21 protein-coding genes are annotated in these 19,717 nt (G+C 71.5%); 5 read left to right on the top strand and 16 right to left on the bottom strand.

Going from position 1 to position 19,717, the window contains the following annotated elements:
• The first annotated feature begins 2 nt into the window (after positions 1-2).
• A complete protein-coding gene (locus C892_RS0116935) occupies positions 3-368 on the top strand; it encodes a DUF4333 domain-containing protein (RefSeq protein WP_017558143.1) in 366 nt (121 codons plus the stop codon).
• A gap of 43 nt (positions 369-411) precedes the next feature.
• On the opposite strand, the gene C892_RS0116930 is transcribed toward C892_RS0116935, so the two are convergent.
• The 6 genes from C892_RS0116930 to C892_RS0116905 form a co-directional block, all read right to left on the bottom strand.
• A complete protein-coding gene (locus tag C892_RS0116930) occupies positions 412-852 on the bottom strand; it encodes an SRPBCC family protein (RefSeq protein ID WP_017558142.1) in 441 nt (146 codons plus the stop codon).
• Positions 853-897: 45 nt separating this feature from the next.
• Positions 898-1,881 carry an NUDIX hydrolase gene (locus tag C892_RS0116925; protein ID WP_017558141.1) on the bottom strand — a complete coding sequence of 328 codons (984 nt, stop codon included), beginning with the start codon at positions 1,879-1,881 and terminating at the stop codon, positions 898-900.
• Entirely contained in the window at positions 1,874-3,961 is a 2,088-nt protein-coding gene (locus C892_RS0116920; RefSeq protein ID WP_026124431.1) for an RNA degradosome polyphosphate kinase, read from the bottom strand. Before C892_RS0116920 ends, C892_RS0116925 begins: the two co-directional genes overlap by 8 nt.
• Positions 3,962-4,445: 484 nt before the next feature.
• Entirely contained in the window at positions 4,446-5,276 is an 831-nt protein-coding gene (locus tag C892_RS0116915) for a CPBP family glutamic-type intramembrane protease (protein ID WP_017558139.1), read from the bottom strand.
• Between the two features lie 233 nt (positions 5,277-5,509).
• Complete coding sequence (locus tag C892_RS0116910; protein WP_017558138.1) at positions 5,510-6,466, bottom strand: CPBP family intramembrane glutamic endopeptidase; 957 nt, start codon at positions 6,464-6,466, stop codon at positions 5,510-5,512.
• A 325-nt stretch (positions 6,467-6,791) separates the two neighbouring features.
• Entirely contained in the window at positions 6,792-7,214 is a 423-nt protein-coding gene (locus C892_RS0116905; RefSeq protein ID WP_239647431.1) for a DUF4234 domain-containing protein, read from the bottom strand.
• Between the two features lie 611 nt (positions 7,215-7,825).
• Between C892_RS0116905 and C892_RS31400 the strand changes: the two genes are divergently transcribed.
• Positions 7,826-8,368, top strand: coding sequence for a hypothetical protein (locus tag C892_RS31400; protein WP_152513411.1), 543 nt, complete (start codon positions 7,826-7,828; stop codon positions 8,366-8,368).
• 152 nt (positions 8,369-8,520) lie between these two features.
• On the top strand, positions 8,521-8,787 hold the full coding sequence (locus C892_RS0116900; RefSeq protein WP_017558136.1) for a hypothetical protein: 267 nt from the start codon (positions 8,521-8,523) through the stop codon (positions 8,785-8,787).
• A gap of 387 nt (positions 8,788-9,174) precedes the next feature.
• Here C892_RS0116900 and C892_RS0116895 read toward each other — a convergent pair whose 3' ends face one another.
• The 3 genes from C892_RS0116895 to C892_RS0116885 form a co-directional block, all read right to left on the bottom strand.
• Complete coding sequence (locus C892_RS0116895) at positions 9,175-9,633, bottom strand: flavodoxin family protein (RefSeq protein ID WP_026124430.1); 459 nt, start codon at positions 9,631-9,633, stop codon at positions 9,175-9,177.
• Positions 9,634-9,755: 122 nt separating this feature from the next.
• Positions 9,756-11,423, bottom strand: coding sequence for a PH domain-containing protein (locus tag C892_RS0116890; RefSeq protein WP_017558134.1), 1,668 nt, complete (start codon positions 11,421-11,423; stop codon positions 9,756-9,758).
• The gene (locus tag C892_RS0116885; RefSeq protein ID WP_017558133.1) at positions 11,420-11,965 is read right to left on the bottom strand and encodes a PH domain-containing protein; all 546 of its coding nucleotides are present in this window, start codon (positions 11,963-11,965) and stop codon (positions 11,420-11,422) included. Before C892_RS0116885 ends, C892_RS0116890 begins: the two co-directional genes overlap by 4 nt.
• Before the next feature lie 123 nt (positions 11,966-12,088).
• Between C892_RS0116885 and C892_RS0116880 the strand changes: the two genes are divergently transcribed.
• Together C892_RS0116880 and C892_RS0116875 are read left to right on the top strand one after the other, a co-directional pair.
• On the top strand, positions 12,089-13,006 hold the full coding sequence (locus C892_RS0116880) for an SPFH domain-containing protein (RefSeq protein WP_017558132.1): 918 nt from the start codon (positions 12,089-12,091) through the stop codon (positions 13,004-13,006).
• 51 nt (positions 13,007-13,057) lie between these two features.
• Complete coding sequence (locus C892_RS0116875) at positions 13,058-13,330, top strand: type II toxin-antitoxin system antitoxin (protein WP_017558131.1); 273 nt, start codon at positions 13,058-13,060, stop codon at positions 13,328-13,330.
• A gap of 51 nt (positions 13,331-13,381) precedes the next feature.
• Here the strand turns inward: C892_RS0116875 and ehuA are convergent, their stop codons facing one another.
• The 7 genes from ehuA to ectB all read right to left on the bottom strand — a co-directional run bounded on the left by ehuA (position 13,382) and on the right by ectB (position 19,689).
• Positions 13,382-14,167, bottom strand: coding sequence for an ectoine/hydroxyectoine ABC transporter ATP-binding protein EhuA (gene ehuA, locus C892_RS0116870; RefSeq protein ID WP_017558130.1), 786 nt, complete (start codon positions 14,165-14,167; stop codon positions 13,382-13,384).
• A 22-nt stretch (positions 14,168-14,189) separates the two neighbouring features.
• Positions 14,190-14,831, bottom strand: coding sequence for an ectoine/hydroxyectoine ABC transporter permease subunit EhuD (gene ehuD / locus C892_RS0116865; protein ID WP_017538772.1), 642 nt, complete (start codon positions 14,829-14,831; stop codon positions 14,190-14,192).
• Entirely contained in the window at positions 14,831-15,556 is a 726-nt protein-coding gene (locus C892_RS0116860; RefSeq protein ID WP_017558129.1) for an amino acid ABC transporter permease, read from the bottom strand. Before C892_RS0116860 ends, ehuD begins: the two co-directional genes overlap by 1 nt.
• A 21-nt stretch (positions 15,557-15,577) precedes the next feature.
• A complete protein-coding gene (gene ehuB / locus C892_RS0116855) occupies positions 15,578-16,504 on the bottom strand; it encodes an ectoine/hydroxyectoine ABC transporter substrate-binding protein EhuB (RefSeq protein ID WP_017558128.1) in 927 nt (308 codons plus the stop codon).
• Positions 16,505-16,850: 346 nt separating this feature from the next.
• Positions 16,851-17,759, bottom strand: a complete 909-nt coding sequence (gene thpD / locus C892_RS0116850; RefSeq protein ID WP_017558127.1) for an ectoine hydroxylase — start codon at positions 17,757-17,759, stop codon at positions 16,851-16,853.
• Between the two features lie 172 nt (positions 17,760-17,931).
• Entirely contained in the window at positions 17,932-18,321 is a 390-nt protein-coding gene (locus C892_RS0116845; RefSeq protein ID WP_017538768.1) for an ectoine synthase, read from the bottom strand.
• A gap of 102 nt (positions 18,322-18,423) precedes the next feature.
• Positions 18,424-19,689: a diaminobutyrate--2-oxoglutarate transaminase gene (gene ectB, locus C892_RS0116840; protein WP_017558126.1), complete on the bottom strand. Its 1,266-nt coding sequence runs from the start codon at positions 19,687-19,689 to the stop codon at positions 18,424-18,426.
• Between the last annotated feature and the right edge of the window lie 28 nt (positions 19,690-19,717).

Genomic DNA, 19,717 nt, shown 5'->3' with positions numbered 1-19,717 from the left:
GGATGACGGCACCCCTGCCGCAGAGGTCGCAGAGGTCGCAGAGGCCTCACCGACGGTCCGGTCGACGGCTCGCCCCGGTCCTGGCCGGCACCGCCCTGGCGGCGGCGTTCGCCGCCACGGGATGCGAGGGCGCCATCGACGGTGAGCGCCTGGAGGAGGAGATCGCCTCGCAGCTGGAGTCCGAGCTCGGCCGCGTCCCCGACTCGGTGGAGTGCCCGGGCGGCAGTCTCGACGCCGAGGACGGTGCGGCGATCGAGTGCGAGGTGACCGCCGGTGAACAGACCTATGACGCCACGGTCACGGTCACCGGGGTCCAGGACGGCAACCTCGAGTACTCGGTCGAGCTCGACGAGACGCCGTCCTCCTGACCACCGCCGCCCGCCGCCGGGCCTCGCGCCGGCGCCCGCGGCGTCAGCCCTCGACGAGCTCCTTGAGGCGGACCAGGGTCTGCTCGATGGAACGGCCGTTGCGCGCCGGCCAGCCGGTGAGGATGTAGCCGAACCTCAGCAGCGGACCCCCCGTCGAGTAGTCGAAGGTCTCGGTCACCCGGCAGGTCCCGTCGGACAGCGGCTCGGTCTCGAACCGCCACCGGTGGACGCCGAAGTGCCGCCAGGCGATCAGCCGCCCCTCCTGGTACTCCACGACCCGGTTGGACATCCGGTAGGGCAGGCCCATCCGCATGTCCATACCGAACTCGTCGCCGAGGCCGAGCCGCTCCGGCCCGTGCACCGCCTCGCGAACCGTGCCCGAACCGTCGAACTCCGCGTGCCTGCGGGGCGAGGCGAGGACCTCGAACACCTTCTCCGCGGGGGCGTCGACCACGACGCTCCGCGCCACTCTGTGCTGCGCCATGCCGGAATCCTCTCAGTGCCCCGTCCCCCCGGCGCACCGGGGCCGCTACCGGGTCGCCTCGTGCCTCTCGACCGCCGCCAGGGAGCGCTCCTGCCCGGACGTGATGTGCAGCACCCAGAACGTGCCCTTGCGCAACGAGATCTGCTGCGTCACCGGGGCACCGAGCCGGGCCAGCGCCTCCTTCATCAGGTCGGCCACCAGCTCGCCGTGGATGCACACCAGGGTCGGGCGCCCCTCCTCCACCAGGGTCGCGAAGGCCCGGCGCGCCGCCGCGGTGTCCACACCGCCGCCGCCGGGGTGCACGCCGGCGGTGAACGCCGGCACCGTGCGCACCTCGGCGCCCGTGGCCGCCGAGTACGGCAGCACGGTCTCGGTGCAGCGCGCCGCCGCCGAGGACACCACCCGCATCGGGCCGTAGGGCTCCAGCACCCGCGCCAGCTCCCCGGCCGTCTCCCGCCCGGTCTCGTCCAGCGGGCGCAGCAGGTCGTCCCCTTCCCACGCGCGCTTCTCCCCCGCCGGGGCGTGCCGCAGCAGCACCAGCGGGAAGGTCTCCAGCGGCCCCGAAACGAAGTTGTCCAGCACGGAGACGTCGTGGTCGTAGGTGAGCCGGTCGCGCGCCTCGGCCAGCGGGACCCACTCCACCCGGTCGATCTCCTCGTTGGGGGTGAACTCCGAGGCCCCCGGACCGGCCTCGGCCGCCCACCAGTCGACCAGCTTGGGCCAGCCCCCGCGCAGGTAGCGCTGCGGGGGCAGGCGCCGGCCGAGGACCGGCCGCAGCCCCGTCTCCTCGGCCACCTCCCGGGCCGCGGCGGTGACCAGGTGCTCGCCGTTCTTCACCTTGCCCTTGGGCAGCGTCCAGTCGTCCCGGTCCGGGCGGTGCACCAGCACCGCCTCGCGCCCGGACTCCCCCTGCCGCCAGAGCACCGCGCCCGCGGCCCGGATCGGCTCCATGTAGCCGCCGGGCGCGGTGTCCCGGGGCGGCCAGGCGCTCGTGATCTCGGCTTCGTCGAACGGGTAGTCGTCAGCCATCCATCGCCCTCACATGCCGGTCGCGGCGCAGGGCGCTCTGCAGGTCGCGCAGGGGCGCCCCTTCGGCGTCGCGGGTGTGGCGGGTCCACTCCCCGTCCGGCCCCAGGTGCCAGGAGGAGGTCCCCTCGTCCATCGCCGTGTCCATCAATTCCACCAGCCGCGCGCGGTGCTCGGGGTCGGACACCCGGATCAGCGCCTCCACCCGGCGGTCCAGGTTGCGCGGCATCAGGTCGGCGCTGCCCAGCCACACCTGCGGGTCGCCGCCGTTCTCGAACACGAACACCCGCGAGTGCTCCAGGAAGCGCCCCAGGATGCTGCGCACCCGGACCGTCTCCGAGACCCCTTCCAGGCCCGGGCGCAGCACGCAGCTGCCGCGCACCCACAGGTCGACCGGGACGCCCGCCTGGGAGGCCCGGTACAGGGCGTCGATGATCTCCTCGTCCACCAGCGAGTTGACCTTGATCCGGATGTGCGCCGGGCGCCCCTCGGCGTGCGCGCGCACCTCGGCGTCGATCCGGTCGGTGAGCCCGGACCGCAGCCCGTCCGGGGCCGCCAGCAGCCGCCGGTAGCTGGTGGTGCGGGAGAAGCCGGTGAGCCGGTTGAACAGGTCGCTGAGGTCCTCGCCGACCTCGGGGGCGGCGCTGAACAGGCCGAAGTCCTCGTAGACCCGGGCGGTGCTGGGGTTGTAGTTGCCGGTTCCCACGTGGCAGTAGCGGCGCAGCGAGCCGTCCTCCTCCCGGCGCACCACCAGGGACAGCTTGCAGTGCGTCTTGAGGCCCACCACGCCGTACACCACGTGGCAGCCGGCCTCCTCCAGCTTGCGCGCCCAGGCGATGTTGCTCTGCTCGTCGAAGCGGGCCTTGATCTCGACGAGGACGACGACCTCCTTGCCGGATCGGGCGGCCTCGATGAGCGACTCGACGATGGGCGAGTCGCCGCTGGTGCGGTAGAGCGTCTGCTTGATCGCGACCACGCTGGGATCGGTCGCGGCCATGGCGATGAACCGCTCGGTGGTGGTCGCGAACGACTCGTAGGGGTGGTGCACCAGCAGCTCGCGGCCGCGGATGGCGGCGAACAGGTCCTCGCGGTCCAGGCCCGGGGGCTCGGCCGGGACCATCGGGGAGAAGCTCAGCTCGGGGCGGTCCAGGTCGGCGATCTGGTGCAGGCCGGCCAGGTTGAGCGGGCCGGCCGCCGCGATGACCTCCTCGTCCTCGGCGCCCAGCTCGCGCTTGAGGATGCGCAGCACCTCCGGGGAGATGTCCTCCTCCACCTCCAGCCGGACCAGCGGGCCGAACCGGCGCCGGAGCAGCTCCTTCTCCAGGGACTGCACCAGGTCGTCGGTCTCGTCCTCGTCGACCTCCAGGTCGGCGTTGCGGGTCACCCGGAAGGCGTGGTGCTCCAGCACCTCCATGCCGGCGAAGAGCTGGGGCAGGTGCCCGGCGATGACGTCCTCGACCGGGACGAAGCACTCGCCCTCCAGCCGGATGAAGCGCGGCAGCGCCGAGGGCACCTTGATCCGGGCGAAGGCGGTGCGGCCGGTGCGCGGGTCGCGCACGGTCACCGCCAGGTTGAGCGAGCGCCCGGAGATGTAGGGGAAGGGGTGGGCGGGGTCCACCGCGAAGGGGGTGAGCACCGGGTAGACCGAGCCGCGGAAGAACCGGTGCATCCGGCGCCGGTCCTCCTCGCTCAGGTCGTCCCAGCGCAGAATGCGGATGCCCGCGTCCGCCAGGGCGGGGGCGACCGAGTCGTGGTAGCAGCGCGCGTGCCGGCGCATCAGGTCGTGGCTGACCTCCGCGACGCGGGTGAGCAGCTCGCGGGGGTGGTGGCCGCTGGGGCCGGGCACCGCGACCCCGGTGGCCAGGCGGCGCTTGAGCCCGGCGACCCGCACCATGAAGAACTCGTCCAGGTTGCTCGCGAAGATGGCCAGGAAGCGGACGCGTTCCAGCAGCGGCATCGCGGCGTCCTCCGCCAGCTCCAGGACCCGCTGGTTGAACCGGAGCCAGTCGACCTCCCGGTCCATGAACCGCCCCTCGGGGAGGTTCCCCGCCTCTTCTCCCATGAACACCGCTTCCGTTGCCATGGTTCGCACGCTGCCCCATTCCGGTGAACGAACGGCGAACCGTAACTCTCACGATCGATTGTGGCGTATCGCCCTTCCGGCCCGCGCGAGGCGGGGCCGCCCTGCACCGCTCCGCCCCCGTCTGGAGGGGGGCGCGGCGCGCCGCCCCCCGCGGGCCGCGACAACCGCAGGGACGCGCGGCGGTGCCGTTCGGCCGGGCCCGGCGCGGACGTGCGACCCTACCGTTTTGTCCCGGTAGAAGGTCGAATCGGCGGAATTTAGGAGGGAGGACAGGTGCCCGCATCCTCGCCCCCAGGGGACCACGAGACCGGCCCCCGCACACGGGTTCACCGGGGCGCGTCGCCGTCGGACCCTCCGGTCCCCCACGGTCCTCGGAATCGGCCGACGGGCATCAGCGATCAACGGCCGCCCGCCTCGGCGCGGACGGCGGGACACGGGGAGGACCCCGCCGCCCGGAAGGAAGGGACCCCCTCCCGAAAGCCCCCTAGACGAACGCGGCGGTCGGCGGGAACACCGCCAGGGCGGTGACGCCCCCGGCCAGCAGCAGGCTCGCCCACAGGTTCCGGTACCGCGCCCAGAGGTACCCGTAGACCAGGAACGACGCCCCCTGGACGGCGACCGCCGAGGCCAGGTCGTGCGCGCCGCCGGTGAGCGGCTCGCCGACCAGCGACGAGAGCCCGTAGAGCACCGCCGTGGCCGCGACCGCGGCCCGGCGGCCGAACAGCGGCTCCAGCCGGGTCTGCAGGAGCACCGCGAAGAACAGCACGTCGATCACGGCGACACCGGCGAAGGAGAGCGCGGCCGCCGCGCCCAGCGCGTAGTCGGCGGGCAGGGCGCCGGGGAGCTCCGGGCGGGCGATCCAGGGCAGGGCCAGCAGCAGCGGGAAGACCGCCGCCGGGACCGCCGCCGCCCAGCGCCAGGGCTCGCGGACCACGGCGGACAGGCGGAGCAGGTCGGGTCCGCTGGAACGGCGCATGACGCCGCTTCCGCCGGTGAACATCAGCGGGATGAGCAGCAGGAAGATCGTCTTGGCGGCGTAGTAGGCCAGCGGCGGCGCGCCGGGGCCGATCAGAGCGAAGACCGGCGACAGCAGGGCGTCGCCGACCGTGAAGGCGGCCAGGCAGCCGACGAGCAGCGCCGCCTCGGTGCCGAGCGAGCGCCCGGCCATGCGCTCCCGGACCCGTTCGGCCATCCGGGCCTCCGGCACCCGGGGCGGGAGCAGCCGGATCAGCGCCATGGCCAGGGCGATCGAGGGCCACAGCAGGGCGACCCGGGGATCGAACCCGCCGGCGGCGAGCGACCCGGCGGCGTACACGGCGGCGCAGGCGGCGAACGCCAGGGCGGCGGCCCCGCCGACGGCGCGTGCCGCGCGCGGCGCGCGGTCCGCGGCGGGCGCGGTCCTGCCATGGGCCGTGCCGTGAATGGGGATCCCCGCCTTCGCCGTGCGTCCGGTCCGGTGACCGGGGCGTACGCTCGCACACCGACGAATATTTTACCGGTTCGACACGGTTACGTGACTTTCGGGGGATGTGCGACCGCGGTCGGACGTCACCCGACGCCGCCGGCGGAGAGGCTCGGGAGGAGCACCAGAAGCAGCGGAACGCCGTGCAGCAGGATGTTGACCCACATGTTCCGGTAGCGGATCCACACGTAGCCGAGCAGCAGGCCCTGCACCCCGTAGGTGACCAGTGCCACGCTCACCTGCCCGGACGTCCCGTCCCCGTCGAGGGGGGCGTAGGCGTTGTAGTAGCTGCCCACCGCGTGGGCCAGGGCGTACAGGATCGCGGTCACCACCACCGCCGCTGGGCGGCCCGCGACCAGCTCGAGGCGGGTCTGCACCATGCCCCGGAAGAAGATCTCCTCGATGGTGCTGACCCCCACCAGCACCGCCGGGACGACGAAGAGTGCGGCGGTGGGCGTGGGCACCTCCGCCGCGTGCAGGCCGACCAGCACCGGGGCGCCGACCGCGGCCACGGTGATCAGCCCCAGCCACCGCCACGGCTCGCGCACCGCCATCGACAGGCGGGGCATGCGGGTGCCGTGCCCGCTCAGGCTGAAGCCCCCCTGGTCGACGAAGAGCACCGGCAGCACGAACAGGAACACCAGCCGCGTCACCGGAAGGGCGGCGGAGGCCGGGAGCTCCTCGCTCACCAGGCGGAACAGGGCGTAGAGCCCGGCGGTGCCCACGGCGAAGCCGAGCAGCATGCCCAGCAGCAGGGCCAGCTCCAGCCGGACCGGGTGGCCCTCCATCGCCTCGCGCACCCGCCGGTCCAGCTCGCCCTGGCCGGTTCGGCTGCCGAGCAGCCAGGTCAGCAGCGCACCCGCGGCCACGGGGAGCCAGACCCCCCAGAACGCCTCGGAGCCGTGCCAGGTCACCTCGGACAGGGAGACGGGACCGCCGACGATCCCGACCGCCGCGAGCAGCGCCCCGCCGGCGACGGCCAGTCCGGCGAGCGCCAGCCCGGCGGCACCGGTTCGGAAGGTGCGCCCTTGACCTGCGTCCACGTGCCCACTCCCCCTGTCAGAGCCTTCAGTCTGACCGGAGAAACACGCATTGTGACGGATCGTGTGCGGAATGTCGCGGACTCGGTGAGTGGCGATGTTCGCAGCGAATGGCCTCGGGCGTGCCCGTGTGGGGCTTTCGCGGGCGAGAGCACCGTATTACCAGGCGATGGCGAACGCTTGGAGAACGGCCCGGCCGCGTGGTGGGCCGACGACCGCGCCTTGACCTTCCCGGGGACGGACGAAGGAGCCCGAAGAAGAAGGGCGGCGGGGTGCACGCCCCGCCGCCGAACCACGCCCTATGTGCGGGGCGGGAGCGGTACCCGGCTCAGTGGTCCCCGGCGACCTTGTTCAGCTCCATCTGGTAGTAGAGCGGCGTCAGGCCGAACACGAAGAGCAGGAGCACGCCCATCCCGCCGCTGCAGGAGGGCGCCTGGCCCGCGGCCCGCTGGGCGGCGGCGATGTGGCCGCCGGCCTTGTGGGTGGCCACGATGGGCCAGATGAACAGGGTCAGCGGAGCGATCAGCGCGGCGATCATCGGGCTCCCGGGGCTGATCTCCCGCTCGGGGGTGGCCCGGCTCATCTCGTCGTGGATCTTGTAGATCCAGACGAGCAGGTAGATGCCGATGGTGATCAGGGGCAGGCCGATCCACACACCGACCGGGTTGCGGCGCTTGATGTGCTCGGACGGGTGGTCCCCGGCACCGTGCTGGGCACGGTGCCGAGGGGCATGGTGCTGACTGTTCTGCATGGCCACGACGGGGTCCTCCTGGACGTGTCGGGGGATGCGACCGGAGAAGTGTGCACGGGTCGGGCGCGACCTGACGCAGGCGGGGGTGTCCGGCGGCCCAGTGGCCTTCCGGCACGACCGGCTGCGCGACACCTTCCGGCGCCGGCTTACGGGGTACGCGCAAGCGCCGCCGCGTTCGGCACACGTGCGCACGGCGGGCATGGCGCGCATCGGGCGCGCTCCGGGCGACGGGGACGTCGGAGCAGAGGAGCGGGAACATCCGCCGTCGGACGCGACACCGCGTCGAACGGAGCCGTCCGCACACCATCGGAAGACGGCGCCACGGAACTCTTGGGGACACTACCGACACAAGTGGCACAGCGTGCCGATTCAGCCGCTTCTGACCGAGAGAGGCCCCGAGGACAACCGACCGCCCCTCTCGGCCGTCGCAGGAGCCGCCCCGCAGCGCATCAGGCCGTACGGACCGGCGAGGCCGCCAGGGGCGCCCGCCCCCGCGCGTGCAGGGAGCAGCCCCACAGGTCGAGTGCCGCAAGCGCCTCGTGGGCGCCTGGCAGGTGGATCCGGTTCGGGCCGGGCTTTCCAGGATCGCAGGGGCGTGCGCAGTCGGGATCGTGGAGGTGGATGGACCCGGCGGCGAACCCTTGATCGAGGAGACGCTTCGCGGCGGTGCCGGTCCACGGGTCGCCCCTGAGGGTCATGATCCCGTGGTTGTCCCTCCGACAACCAGGAAGGCGGCGACTCCGGAGGCGAAGCCGGCAACGAACCCCTTGATAACCGTCTACTCCATCACGGAAATTCCGTATCGAGCGCTGCTTTTCTCCGCCGACTCCACGGAGGCTGAAGAACTTGACCGCAACAACGCAGGCCAGCGAGATCAGCGGCGAGAACGCCGTTGCCCACAGCGAATGGGAGCCGCCCCTGCCAGCGCCCTCGACGGCAACGGTTTCGCGGAACCGCACGGTCGGCTACTGGACACCGACCATAAGGCGGATCAACGAGGTGAAACCGGAGACGACGACCTGGCCGGACTCGGCCACGGCGACACCGGCGAGCGCATCAAGTATCTGCAGGTCATCCTCATGAAGGCCGGGTTCCCGCCCCCATGTACCGGTCGGACGGGGACTACGGCGGCGAGACGGCGGCCGCCATACTGACCGCGCGCAAGTCCCAGGGCTCCAGGCAGGATTCAGCGACCGGATCACCGGCCGGGCCCCGCCCGGATCATGACCGCCCAGGCCCCGGGGACGTTACACCCACACCTCAGGTAAAGCCTGAGAGAGCAAGACAGAAGAGGGAAAGTCACACAATGAGCGACGCCACCGAGACCGAGTACGACGTCCATGTCGGCGCCCCCTACCGGTACGCCATGACCATGCCCGAGATGTACGAGGGGTGGCTGGAAGTGACCGTGGACGACACCGCGTCGCCCGACAACGCCCGCTACTCCCCGGAGACGCTGGATGCCGCCATGCGCGCGTTCTGCGAGGTACTGAACGGCGTCAGCCCGATCGAGGTCACCAAGCGCGCGACCGCCTCCGCCCGCCGCCCGGGAGTGTTCTTCCCCGCCGAGTAAACCTCGTCCACCCCGCCGAAAGCCCCGGCCGACCAATGGCCGGGGCTTTCACATGCTCGCAGGAGGCCCCACGTGCACCGTGGGAACCCGAGCCGGCGCCCGTCCCCGCGTGTGGCGCACCGCTCTCCAGAGCGCCGTGTCCACCGCCCTGGTCGCCGTCGCCGGGAACACCATCGCGGGTGCGGGGCCGACCTCTGGGTGCGCTCACGATCCCGTGTGCGGCGCACGGTGAACGCCTTCGAGGTATTCGTCAGTGAGGAGTTCAGCGTCCGGCCCTCCTCGCTCGTGCGGGGAGCAGGCTCTCTGAGCAGCTACGTTAGCGTGAACAAGCTCTTGTTCTCGGCACCCCGTGGCCGACAGAGGAGTCTCGGAACCTCTTCTTGCCGGTCAGGTCTCTCCCAGTGCCGCCAGTGCCATGAACGCGCCCAGCTCCCAGCACGCGTCCCTGGCATCTCGACCGACCTCGCCAATGATCTCTGCCGGCGGGCGGACACGCTCCCAGCCCATGCCCTTGGTGATCTGCTCGACCGCCCGCACCGCCCCGGCCGTGTCGTTGTTGCCATGGACGTACAGCCCGTAAGGCAGCCCGGTGGTGTCGTTCAGGCACGGGTAATACACACCGTCGAAGAAGTGCTTGAGCGCGCCGGACATGTAGCCGATGTTCGCCGGGGTCCCCAGGAGGACCGCGTCGGCGGCCAGCACATCGGAGGCCGTCGCCGCCAGTGCCGCGCGCGCGGTGACCTCGACCCCTTCGATCTCGTCGTTCTCGGCCCCCGAGCACACGGACTCGAAGAGGTCCTGCATCCCGGGTGAAGGCGTGTGGTGGACGATCAGCAGGCGTGCCATGCCCACAGCCTGGCACAGCGCTCCAAGCCCGGTCCGTCATGGCCTCCGAAACGGCCGGGGCCCGCCACGCCGTCCTCGTGGCGGGTCCCCGGGGTTCCCAGGTCGAGGTTCCCAGGTGAGGCTCAGTCGCGCTCAAGGAACGGCGCGAGCAGCCCCGGAACCGCCTCCTCCGCGAAGGCCAGTCCTTCCCCGCAATCGACGTCCGGGGCGTCGTGCACCCCTCGCCCCGCCGCGACCGTCGCGCCCAGGGTCGCCAGGCCCGACCATCGCTGGAACGGCGACCGCCGCACCGTCCAGCCGATGACCGACTCCCGCTTCAGGGCGACCGTGGAACGCGCCGCCATCCCCTTGCGCAGCAGCAGGAAGCGGCCGTCGAGACCGTGCCCCAGCCCCCGGAAGCAGCCGACCGCGTAGGGGATGCCGACGAGCAGCGTGAGGAGGGCCGTGCCGAAGAGGGCCGCGCCCACGGCCCCGCCCCCGATGTCCAGCGGTGTCACAGCGGCGAGCGTCCACAGTCCCCCGCCGACCACCGAAGCCACCACCGCCGCGCAGGCAAGCGCGCGCACGATCCGCCGCCGCAAGGCCGCCCACGGGTGGGCCCTCAGGCCGTCGAAGGCGATCCCGCTCCGGGCCCGGACCGCCGCCTCCGCCGCGTTCCGCGCCCCCTTCCGGGGCATCTCCGGCGTCAGCGCGCGCTTCGGCACCAAGCCGCCCTTGCTGCCCTGCCCCTCCTGGGCCTGGTCGAGCCCGGAGGCCACCGCCGCCGCCGAGGCGACGCCCATCCAGCGGAGCGGCAGCCGCTCCACCAGCTCCACACCGCGAAGGCGGCGCTCCTCGATGGAGACCGACGTCCGGGTGAGCAGTCCCCGCCGCACCCGCAGGGTGCCGTCGGATTCGCGGGTGAGCTCGTAGTCCCACCACGACTCGGTGTGCAGGGCCAGCGCCACGGCCGAGGCCACCGCCACGAAGACCGCGAGCGCCCCGACCGCCCACAGGGTCAGCGCCACGGCCGACGCCCCTTCGGTGCGGCCGAGGACCCACGGCAGCGCCACCCTGATGATCAGCTCGGTGAACGACCCCAGCAGTGCCGCCAGACCGCCGTACCCCACGGCGGCCGGGCCCCACGCGAAGAGCCCGTACCCGTACCAGCGCGGCGCCATCCGGACCAGCGGTGCCGTCCCGCCGTCGACGACGTCGGCGCCGCCGGTCGCCCCGCCCCGGTCCAGGAGCACACGACGCAGCCGCTCCCCCTCGGCCACCGGCACCAGCACGAGGTCCATCGCCTCACCCGCGCCGGCGCTCTCCCCCGTGCCGATCTCCACCCGGCACAGGCCGAACGGCCGCGCCCACAGCGGAATCGCGATGTCGACGCTGCGGATCCGGTCGCGCGGCAGCGACTTGTGGCTGCGCGCGATCACCCCGGAGGCCGCCTCGAAGCGCTCCTCCGTCACCCGGTAGCGCGTGCGGCGGTAGCGGAGCACGTCGGCACCGACGGCCAGGCCGACGACCGCCAGGCCTCCGACCACGGTGAGCAGCACCCACACCGCCGGGACGCCCGCCACCGCCAGGATCACGGCGGTGACGGCGACGGGCAGGCCGATGGCCGAGCCCATGACCGCCGCGCCGGCCCACACCGTCAGCGGGCTCAGCAGCAGCCAGTCCTCGCCGCGCGCGCCCGGGGCCGAGGTCGGCCCTGTGGTCCCCGCGGCGCTCTCGTCCACGGTCCCGTCCATCGCGTCCGCCCTCTCTCCGGTGTCCGTCCGGTCGTCGCGTCCGCCCGTGCCGCTCATGTCCCGTCCCCCGGTACCGCCTGGGTGACCTCGGTCAGCTGCTGCGCCAGGTCGGAGGCCCGCTCGGACTCCAGTCCGTCGATGCGCAGCGCTCCTGCCGCCGAGGCCGTCGTCACGGTGAGCGTGGACAGGCCGAGCGCGCGCTGCAGCGGCCCCCGCTCGGTGTCCACGGTCTGGATGCGCGCCATCGGCGCCACCCGCCACTCCTGCCAGAGCCAGCCCGAGGCGGTGTAGACGGCTTCGCCGGTGACCTCCCAGCGGTGCACCCGGTAGCGCCACTGCGGCACGACCAGGACCAGCAGCACCCCCAGGGCGCCGACGGCGGCGGTCAGGGCCCACAGCGGCACCGTCGCCTCCGGGAGGAGGCCGGTCAGGTCGGCGGCGATCGCGGCGGCCGCGGCCACCAGCGTCGCGGGCAGCCAGAACGCCGCCCAGCGCAGCGTCCACAGCGCGATGGCCCGAGCCGCGACCCGGTGCCGTGGCGGGCGCAGCCGCACCGGCGTGCCGGCGCCCGCGGTGAGTGTGCCGTGCTCCGTGGTCATGTGGGCCTCCCGAGATGGTCGCCTGCGCGGCAGACGGCGCCGTCCGGTCCGACGCCTTCAATAAAGTGATATCACAATGCTAGTCTACGGCAATCACGTAATCTGGAACCGGAAGGAGCGCCGATGACCGACACCGCCTCCCCCGCACCGGGGGTCGAGCTGCCCGAGCCCGTCTACCGCGAACGGGCGGCCTTCACCCTGCCCGGCATCCCCATGGCGGCCGCGGCCGTGGCCCTGCTGGTCGCCGGGGCGGCGCTGGTCCTGGTGGGCCTGGGCGACGGCGACATCCCCCTGATCGGCGCCGGTGCCGTGGCGGTCCTGGCCGCCGCCGTGCTGGGGGTCGGCCTCACCGTCGTCGCCCCGAACGAGGCCCGGGTGCTGCTCTTCCTGGGCCGCTACACCGGCACGGTGCGCCGCGACGGGCTGCGCTGGGTGAACCCGCTGACCACACGCCAGGCGGTGTCCACCCGCATCCGCAACCACGAGACCTCGGTGATGAAGGTGAACGACGCCGAGGGCAACCCGATCGACATCGCGGCCGTGGTGGTCTGGCAGGTCGAGGACACCGCCCGGGCGGTGTTCGAGGTGGACGACTTCGCCGAGTTCGTCTCCACCCAGACCGAGGCGGGCGTGCGGCACATCGCCAACCGCTACCCCTACGACTCCCACAGCGAGGACGTGCAGTCCCTGCGGGACAACGCCGAGGTGATCACCGAGCAGCTCTCCAAGGAGCTCGCGGACCGGGTCAACGCCGCCGGTGTGCGCATCGTGGAGTCGCGCTTCACCCACCTGGCCTACGCTCAGGAGATCGCCCAGGCCATGCTGCAGCGCCAGCAGGCCGGCGCGATCGTCGCCGCCCGCCGGATGATCGTCGACAACGCCGTGGGGATGGTGGACATGGCCCTGCAGCGCCTCGCCGAGGAGGACGTCGTCGAGTTGGACGAGGAGCGCAAGGCGGCGATGGTGAGCAACCTGCTGGTGGTCCTGTGCGCCGACCGCCCGACCAGTCCGGTCGTCAATACGGGATCGCTCTACCAGTAGTTTCGGCGACCACTCGCGATATTCGGGACACCAGAGGACGGCACGATCACCTTGGCCGAGCGCAAGAAGCTCCTCCTGCGCCTGGACCCCGCCGTGCACGATGCGCTCGCGCGGTGGGCGAACGACGAGCTCCGCAGCACCAACGCCCAGATCGAGTTCGTCCTCCGCAAGGCCCTGGCCGACCACGGCCGCATGCCCAAGAGCGCGGGCTCCCTCCCCCGCCGCGGCCGTCCCCCCAAGGGGCGCCCCACCGACGACCAGAACGACTACCGGACCGGGGCGGACGCCCCGGAGGCGCCGGAGGGCGAGGACGGAAGAACATGAAGAAGCGGCGCGGCCCTACGGCCGCGCCGCCCTCGTCGCCAGGACGACTGATCAGCCCTGCTCCAGGACCGCCTTCAGGAAGCTCTTCGTACGGTCCTCCTGGGGGTCGCCGAAGATCTGCTCGGGCGGGCCGGACTCGGCGATCCTGCCGGCGTCGAACATGAACACCCGGTCCGACACGTCGCGCGCGAACCCCATCTCGTGGGTCACGCACAGCATCGTGATGTCGGTCTCGCGCGCGATCTCGCGCAGCACGTCCAGCACGCCGGCCACCAGCTCCGGGTCCAGAGCCGAGGTGACCTCGTCCAGCAGGAGGATCTCCGGGCGCATGGCCAGCGCGCGGGCGATCGCCACGCGCTGCTGCTGACCGCCCGACAGCTGGGTCGGATGTGCGTTGATCTTGTCCTGCAGGCCGACCATCTCCAGGAGCTCGACCGCGCGCTCGGAGGCCTCGTCCTTGGAGATGCCCAGGCTGTGCACCGGCCCCTCGGTGACGTTCTGCAGGACGCTCATGTTCGGGAACAGGTTGAACTGCTGGAAGACCATCCCGATGGTCTTCCTCCGCGCCCGCAGGTACTTCTCGGAGGCGGGGACGAGCTTGCCGCCCTTGTACATGTGGCTGAACGGCTCGCCGCCCACCCAGATCGTTCCGCCGTTGACGTACTCCAGCGTCATCAGCAGCCGCAGGATGGTCGTCTTCCCTGAGCCGCTGGGCCCGATGAGGGTCACACGCTCACCGGCGTTGACGTCCACGTTCAGCCCGTCCAGCACGACGTTGTCGCCGAACCGCTTGACGACGTCGTCGAACCTGATCAGCGGCTCGTTCTGGGATTCCATCTCGGGGGCCTCTCCCCTCGGGTCAGACTGCTGCATATCGGCGCTCCAAGCGGCGGATCACCACCGCGGACGGCACGCTCACGATGAGGAACGCGATCCCGACCAGGGTGAAGGCCTCGAACGAACGGAAGTGGTCGCCGCCCAGGCCCTTGGCGACCGAGAGCATCTCGGGCACGCTGATCGCGAACAGCAGGGGCGTGTCCTTGAACAGGGCGATCAGGTAGTTCCCGAGGGCGGGGATCACCTTGCGGATCGCCTGCGGCAGAACCACCCCGCCCCACACCCGGTGCGGGGGAAGGCTCAGCGCGCGGCAGGCCTCCCACTGCCCTTTGGCCACCCCCTCGATGCCGGAGCGGTACACCTCGGCGGTGTAAGTCGCGTAGTGCACGCCCAACACGACGATGCCGATGGTCAGCGCCGGGACATCGGACAGGGCGCTGAGCGAGAAGATGAACACGAGTTGCACCAGCACCGGTGTGGTGCGGATGAACTCGGTGAGCACGAAGACGATTCCGCCGACGACCCGTATGCGGCGCACGAGCGCCACGACCAGGCCCAGAACCAGCGCGAGCGCGTACCCGAGCACCGTGGCCTGCACGGTCACCCACAGCCCCTCGAGCAGGGCCGGGATGAGCAGGCGTGTGAACTCCACGTCCCACACCATCAGCGGGCACCCCCCGTCGTCGTTCCGATGGACGGCGGCCGCAGCAGTCCGAGCAGGCTGTCGTCGGTCGGCCGCCCCAGCCGCCGGTTGGCACGCCGCTCGAGCAGCCGCACGAGCACGATGAGCACCTGCGCGAACAGGAAGTACGCCACCAGGGCCACCGTGTAGACGGTGAAGGTGTCCGCGACCGCAGAGGCCCGGAAGTCGTCGGCGACCTTGGTCAGGTCGGTCAATCCGAGGATCGAGACGATGGCGGTCGCCTTCATCAGCTCGATGACGAGGTTGCCGAAGGTGGGCAGCATCTGCGCCCAGGCCTGCGGGAAGATGACCCGCGAGGTCCGCCGCCACCACGACATGTTCAGCGCGACGGCGGCCTCGGTCTGCGCCCGGGGGACCGCGTTGATGGAGGACCGGACCACCTCGGCGCCGTAGGCGCCGACGTTGAGGCCCAGCGCCAGGATCGCGGCGAAATCGGTGGTCAGGCGGAACCCGGTGATCTCCACGAAGGAGTACCCGAACCAGAACAGCAGCACGATCGCCGCGACTCCGCGGAAGACCTCGGTATAGACGGTGGCGACGGCCCGCGCGATCGGGTTCCGCAGGGTCCCCATGGTGCCCACGACGACCGCGAGGACGAACGCGAGCACGGCACCGAGGACCGTCAGCCGAATGGTGAGCAGCGCTCCCTCCCAGTACTGGGGGAGCGCGTTGATTACGAAATCCACTGTGGTGGTGTCACCTCGACGCTATTCCGCGCAGAGCTGCTCGGTGGTGAGGTCGCCCGGGTCCGAGGACTCGTCGAACCCGAAGGGCTCGACCGTCTCCCGGAGCGTGCCGTCCTCCTTGAACGTGCTCAGCACCCCGTTGAACTCGTCGCGCACCTCGGTGTTCTCCTTGGGGAACGCGAACCCGCCGGCGGGGCTGACCTCCTCGCCGTTCTCGTCGACCGGGATGAAGCCCTCGGTGACCTCGAAGTCCTCGCCCAGCTCGCGCTCCTCGAGCTGGTAGTTGAGCGAGAAGGTGCTCAGCGCGACCGCGTCCACCCGGTCGTTCTGCAGCAGCTCGATGGCGTCGGCGGCGCCGCCGACGGTCTCCATCTGGCCCTCCGGGACCCCGGCCGTCTCGGCGTAGCCCTGCTCGACCGAGGCGTTGAGGACCGCGATGGTGACGTCCTCGTTCTCGGCGACGCTCTCGTAGGAGTCCAGCTCCTCCGGGTTGCCCTTGGGCACCATGAACGCCTCCTGGACCCGGTAGTCGGGCTCCATGAAGGACACTTCCTCGCAGCGCTCCGGGGTGATGTACATGCCGGCCGCGACCACGTCGAAGCGCCCGGACTTCAGGCCGGGGATGAGGGCGTCCCAGTCCACCGACTCGGCGCGGACCTCGTCCACGCCCAGCTCCGCGGCCATCGCCTCGAGCAGCTCGGGCGCTGCGCCGGTGACCGAGCCGTCGTCGTCGATGTACCCGAAGGGCGGCTCGTTGTTGATGGCGGCGGTGATGTACCCGCGCTCCTGCATCTCCTCCAGCGTCACCGGGCCCTCGTCCGCGCGGGAGCACGCGGAGAGCGACGCGGCGGCGACGACGGCCGCCGCCCCGATCGCGCCCGCACGGAGGACGTCGCGACGCCCGGACGCGCCGCGGGCGGCGCTTCTGCGGGATTCGTGGTCGGTCATTGCCATCTCCTTTTTCGGGGGCTGTGAGGGATGCGAACGGCGCCCCGCCCCGCGTCGAGGGGAGACGCGGGACGGGGCGCCGTGCGGTGTTCGGGGAATGGGCGCCCGAAGGGCGGATGCGTGCCCGTCGAGCACCGGAGTCCGATCTCGCACGACGCGGCAGGGCCCCGGGGGGCCCATGCCGTGCGCTGCGGACTCACGTCCCCATTGTTCGGCGCGCCCTAACGGGTCGGGAATGCGGCGTTATGCACTGGTTATCGGCCGGGGTGGCCGACTCCGGCCCCGTAACGATCGGGTCGCGCAATTCGGTGACCCTGTGAAACGCATTGTTCACAGGGGGGCGTCGTCATTTCACCGGTGTGAAGTCGCGGGCACCCAGGAATTCCGGCCGCGGCTTCGGCGCGGCGAAGGGCTCCGTGCAGGTGTTCTCCACGCTGTTGAACACGATGAAGATGTTCGACCGCGGGAAGGGCGTGATGTTCCCGCCCGAGCCGTGCATGCAGTTGGAGTCGAACACCGTGGCCCCGCCGGCGGGGCCGGTGAGCACGTCGATGCCGTGCATGTCGGCCAGCACCGCCAGGCTGTGCTTGTCGGGGACGCCGATCTCCTGGCTCTTGAGAGAGGAGCGGTGGTGGTCCTCAGGGGTCTCGCCGACGCAGGACACGAAGGTCTTGTGCGAGCCCGGCATGATCATCAGGGCGCCGTTGTGCGCGTAGTTGTCGGTCAGCGCGATGGAGATGCTCGCGGCGCGCGGGGCGGGCATGCCGTCCTCGGCGTGCCAGGTCTCGAAGTCGGAGTGCCACCAGAAGTCGCCTCCGCCGAAGCCCGGCTTGTAGTTGACGCGGCTCTGGTGCACGTAGACGTCGCCGCCCAGGATCTGGCGGGCGCGGCCGACCACGCGCGGGTCGCTGACCAGGTCCGCGAAGAGCTTGCTGATCTTGTGGACCTCGAAGACGGACCGGACCTCGTCGGAGGAGCGCTCGACGATCACGCGCTCGTCCTTCTTGAGCTCCTGGTCCTGGCTGAGCCGCCGCAGCTCGGCGCTGTAGGACTCCACCTCGTCGGGGGTGAGCAGCGCCTCGGTCTGTGCGTAGCCCTTGGCCTCGTAGGAGGCGAGCTCGTCGGCCGTGTAAGGGCCGTCGTGAGGGCCGCCGTCACCGGACTCCCACACGACGGGGCACGTCCGGTACAGCAGCGCTGGGGTGCTGTCCTTGCGGGTCGGGTACTCGTCCATGGTCTTCTGCTGGATGTCCATCAACGCAGTCATGGCGTTGCCCCGAGGGGTCTCGCTCCTAACTCCTCAATCGGCGTCGCTTTCTTCCCAAGCGGTTGCGGGGCCCCGGCCCAGGGAGCCGGGGCGGTGGTTCGGTTCGGGCGGTGGGGCGGGGCCGCGCGGGCGGCCCCGCCCCGGGGGGCAGCCGCCCGGCTCAGGCCTCGGTGATGAGCGGGTACACGCCGTTCTCGTCGTGCACCTCGCGGCCGGTGACCGGGGGGTTGAAGACGCACAGCACGCGGAAGTCGGTCTTCGGGCGCACGGTGTGCTTCTCGTGGCCGTCGAGCAGGTACAGCGTGCCGGGCGTGATGAGGTGGGTCTCGCCGGTCTCGTCGTTGGTGACCTCGGCCTCACCCTCGATGCAGTGCACCAGCTCGATGTGGTTGGCGTACCACATGCTGGTCTCCGTGCCCGCGTACAGCACGGTCTCGTGGAACGAGAAGCCCACGCCGTCCTTGGCGAGGACGATCCGGCGGCTCCGCCACGTCTCGGTCTGGATGTCCGCGTCGGTGCCGTCGACGTCCTTCAGGCTGCGCACCTTCACTGTGGCTGCTCCCTCACTACACGTTCTTCGCTGCAGGGCCCGCGGGTCCCGTTAGAGGACCCGCGGACCGTTCCGGATGATGCAACCCGGTCTATCAGGGGACTAGGCCGGCTGGGGAGCCTTCACGGCCACACGGGCCGATTCGGCGATGATGTCCAGCCCGCGCTCCAGGTCCTCCACGGTGGTGGTGAGCGGCGGCAGCAGCTTGGCGACCTCGTCCTCGGGACCGGAGGTCTCCAGCAGCAGGCCGCGCTTGAAGGCCTCGGCGGAGATCGCCTTGGCCGCGCCCTCCTGCTCGAAGGCCAGGCCGCGGGCCATGCCCCGGCCGCGCACGTGCGCCCCGGCGTCGGTGTACTCCGCGGCGATCTCGCCCAGCCGCCGCTCGATCAGCGCGCCCTTGTCCAGGGTCGAGCGCTCCAGGTCCTTGTCGGCCCAGAAGGTGCGCAGTGCCGCCGTGCCGGTGGCGAAGGCGGGGTTGGGGCCGCGGAAGGTGCCGTTGTGCTCGCCCGGGTCCCACACGTCCAGCTCGCGCTTGAACATGGTCAGCGCCAGCGGGATCCCGTAGCCGCTGATCGACTTGGACAGGGTGACGATGTCCGGGGTGATCCCGGCCTCTTCGAAGCTGAAGAAGGCGCCGGTGCGGCCGCACCCCATCTGGATGTCGTCGACGATGAGGAGCATGCCGTACTCGCGGCACAGCGCCTCCAGGCCGCGGAGCCACTCGGCGCTGGCGGCATTGATGCCGCCCTCGCCCTGCACGGTCTCCACGATGACGGCCGCGGGCTTGTCCAGGCCGCTGCCGCTGTCCTCCAGCAGGCTGCGCAGCCACAGGAAGTCCGGGGTCTGGCCGTCCATGTAGTTGTCGAAGGGCATGGTGGCGGCGTGGCCCAGCGGGACGCCGGCGCCGCCGCGCTTCATCGAGTTGCCGGTCACCGCCAGGGCGCCCAGCGTCATGCCGTGGAACCCGTTGGTGAAGCTGATGATCGTCTCGCGCCCGGTGTACTTGCGGGCGAGTTTGAGGGCCGCCTCGACGGCGTTGTTGCCCGCGGGGCCGGGGAACTGGACCTTGTAGTCCAGCCCGCGCGGCTCCAGCAGCACGTCGCCCACGGCCTGCAGGAAGTCCCGTTTGGCCGTGCTGTAGGCGTCGAGGCTGTGGACGATCGAGTCGCCGATCAGGTAATCGAGCAGCACGGATTTGAGTTCGGGGTGGTTGTGCCCGTAGTTGAGCGAGCCCGCCCCGGCGAAGAAGTCGAGGTAGGGGCGCCCCGATTCGTCGTAGACGTAGCTGCCCCGCGCCTCGTTGAAGACGACCGGCCAGCCACGGCAGTAGCTGCGGACTTCGGACTCGAGGCGGTCGAAGATCTCCATCGTGAGTTCCTTGGTTCCTTTCCCCAGG

Source organism: Nocardiopsis baichengensis YIM 90130 (assembly GCF_000341205.1).
Classification (GTDB): domain Bacteria; phylum Actinomycetota; class Actinomycetes; order Streptosporangiales; family Streptosporangiaceae; genus Nocardiopsis_A; species Nocardiopsis_A halophila.
The sequence above is the reverse complement of the archived record's forward strand: the minus strand, read 5'-3'. Positions and strand labels throughout refer to the sequence as shown.

Bases quoted from the DNA above. Each gene is read 5' to 3' on its own strand.
- C892_RS0116935 (WP_017558143.1), top strand. From the start codon at position 3: ATGACGGCACCCCTGCCGCAGAGGTCGCAGAGGTCGCAGAGGCCTCAC.
- C892_RS0116930 (WP_017558142.1), bottom strand. From the start codon at position 852: ATGGCGCAGCACAGAGTGGCGCGGAGCGTCGTGGTCGACGCCCCCGCG.
- C892_RS0116925 (WP_017558141.1), bottom strand. From the start codon at position 1,881: ATGGCTGACGACTACCCGTTCGACGAAGCCGAGATCACGAGCGCCTGG.
- C892_RS0116920 (WP_026124431.1), bottom strand. From the start codon at position 3,961: ATGGCAACGGAAGCGGTGTTCATGGGAGAAGAGGCGGGGAACCTCCCC.
- C892_RS0116905 (WP_239647431.1), bottom strand. From the start codon at position 7,214: ATGCAGAACAGTCAGCACCATGCCCCTCGGCACCGTGCCCAGCACGGT.
- C892_RS0116900 (WP_017558136.1), top strand. From the start codon at position 8,521: ATGAGCGACGCCACCGAGACCGAGTACGACGTCCATGTCGGCGCCCCC.
- C892_RS0116895 (WP_026124430.1), bottom strand. From the start codon at position 9,633: ATGGCACGCCTGCTGATCGTCCACCACACGCCTTCACCCGGGATGCAG.
- C892_RS0116890 (WP_017558134.1), bottom strand. From the start codon at position 11,423: ATGAGCGGCACGGGCGGACGCGACGACCGGACGGACACCGGAGAGAGG.
- C892_RS0116885 (WP_017558133.1), bottom strand. From the start codon at position 11,965: ATGACCACGGAGCACGGCACACTCACCGCGGGCGCCGGCACGCCGGTG.
- C892_RS0116880 (WP_017558132.1), top strand. From the start codon at position 12,089: ATGACCGACACCGCCTCCCCCGCACCGGGGGTCGAGCTGCCCGAGCCC.
- ehuA (WP_017558130.1), bottom strand. From the start codon at position 14,167: ATGGAATCCCAGAACGAGCCGCTGATCAGGTTCGACGACGTCGTCAAG.
- ehuD (WP_017538772.1), bottom strand. From the start codon at position 14,831: ATGGTGTGGGACGTGGAGTTCACACGCCTGCTCATCCCGGCCCTGCTC.
- ehuB (WP_017558128.1), bottom strand. From the start codon at position 16,504: ATGACCGACCACGAATCCCGCAGAAGCGCCGCCCGCGGCGCGTCCGGG.
- thpD (WP_017558127.1), bottom strand. From the start codon at position 17,759: ATGGACATCCAGCAGAAGACCATGGACGAGTACCCGACCCGCAAGGAC.
- ectB (WP_017558126.1), bottom strand. From the start codon at position 19,689: ATGGAGATCTTCGACCGCCTCGAGTCCGAAGTCCGCAGCTACTGCCGT.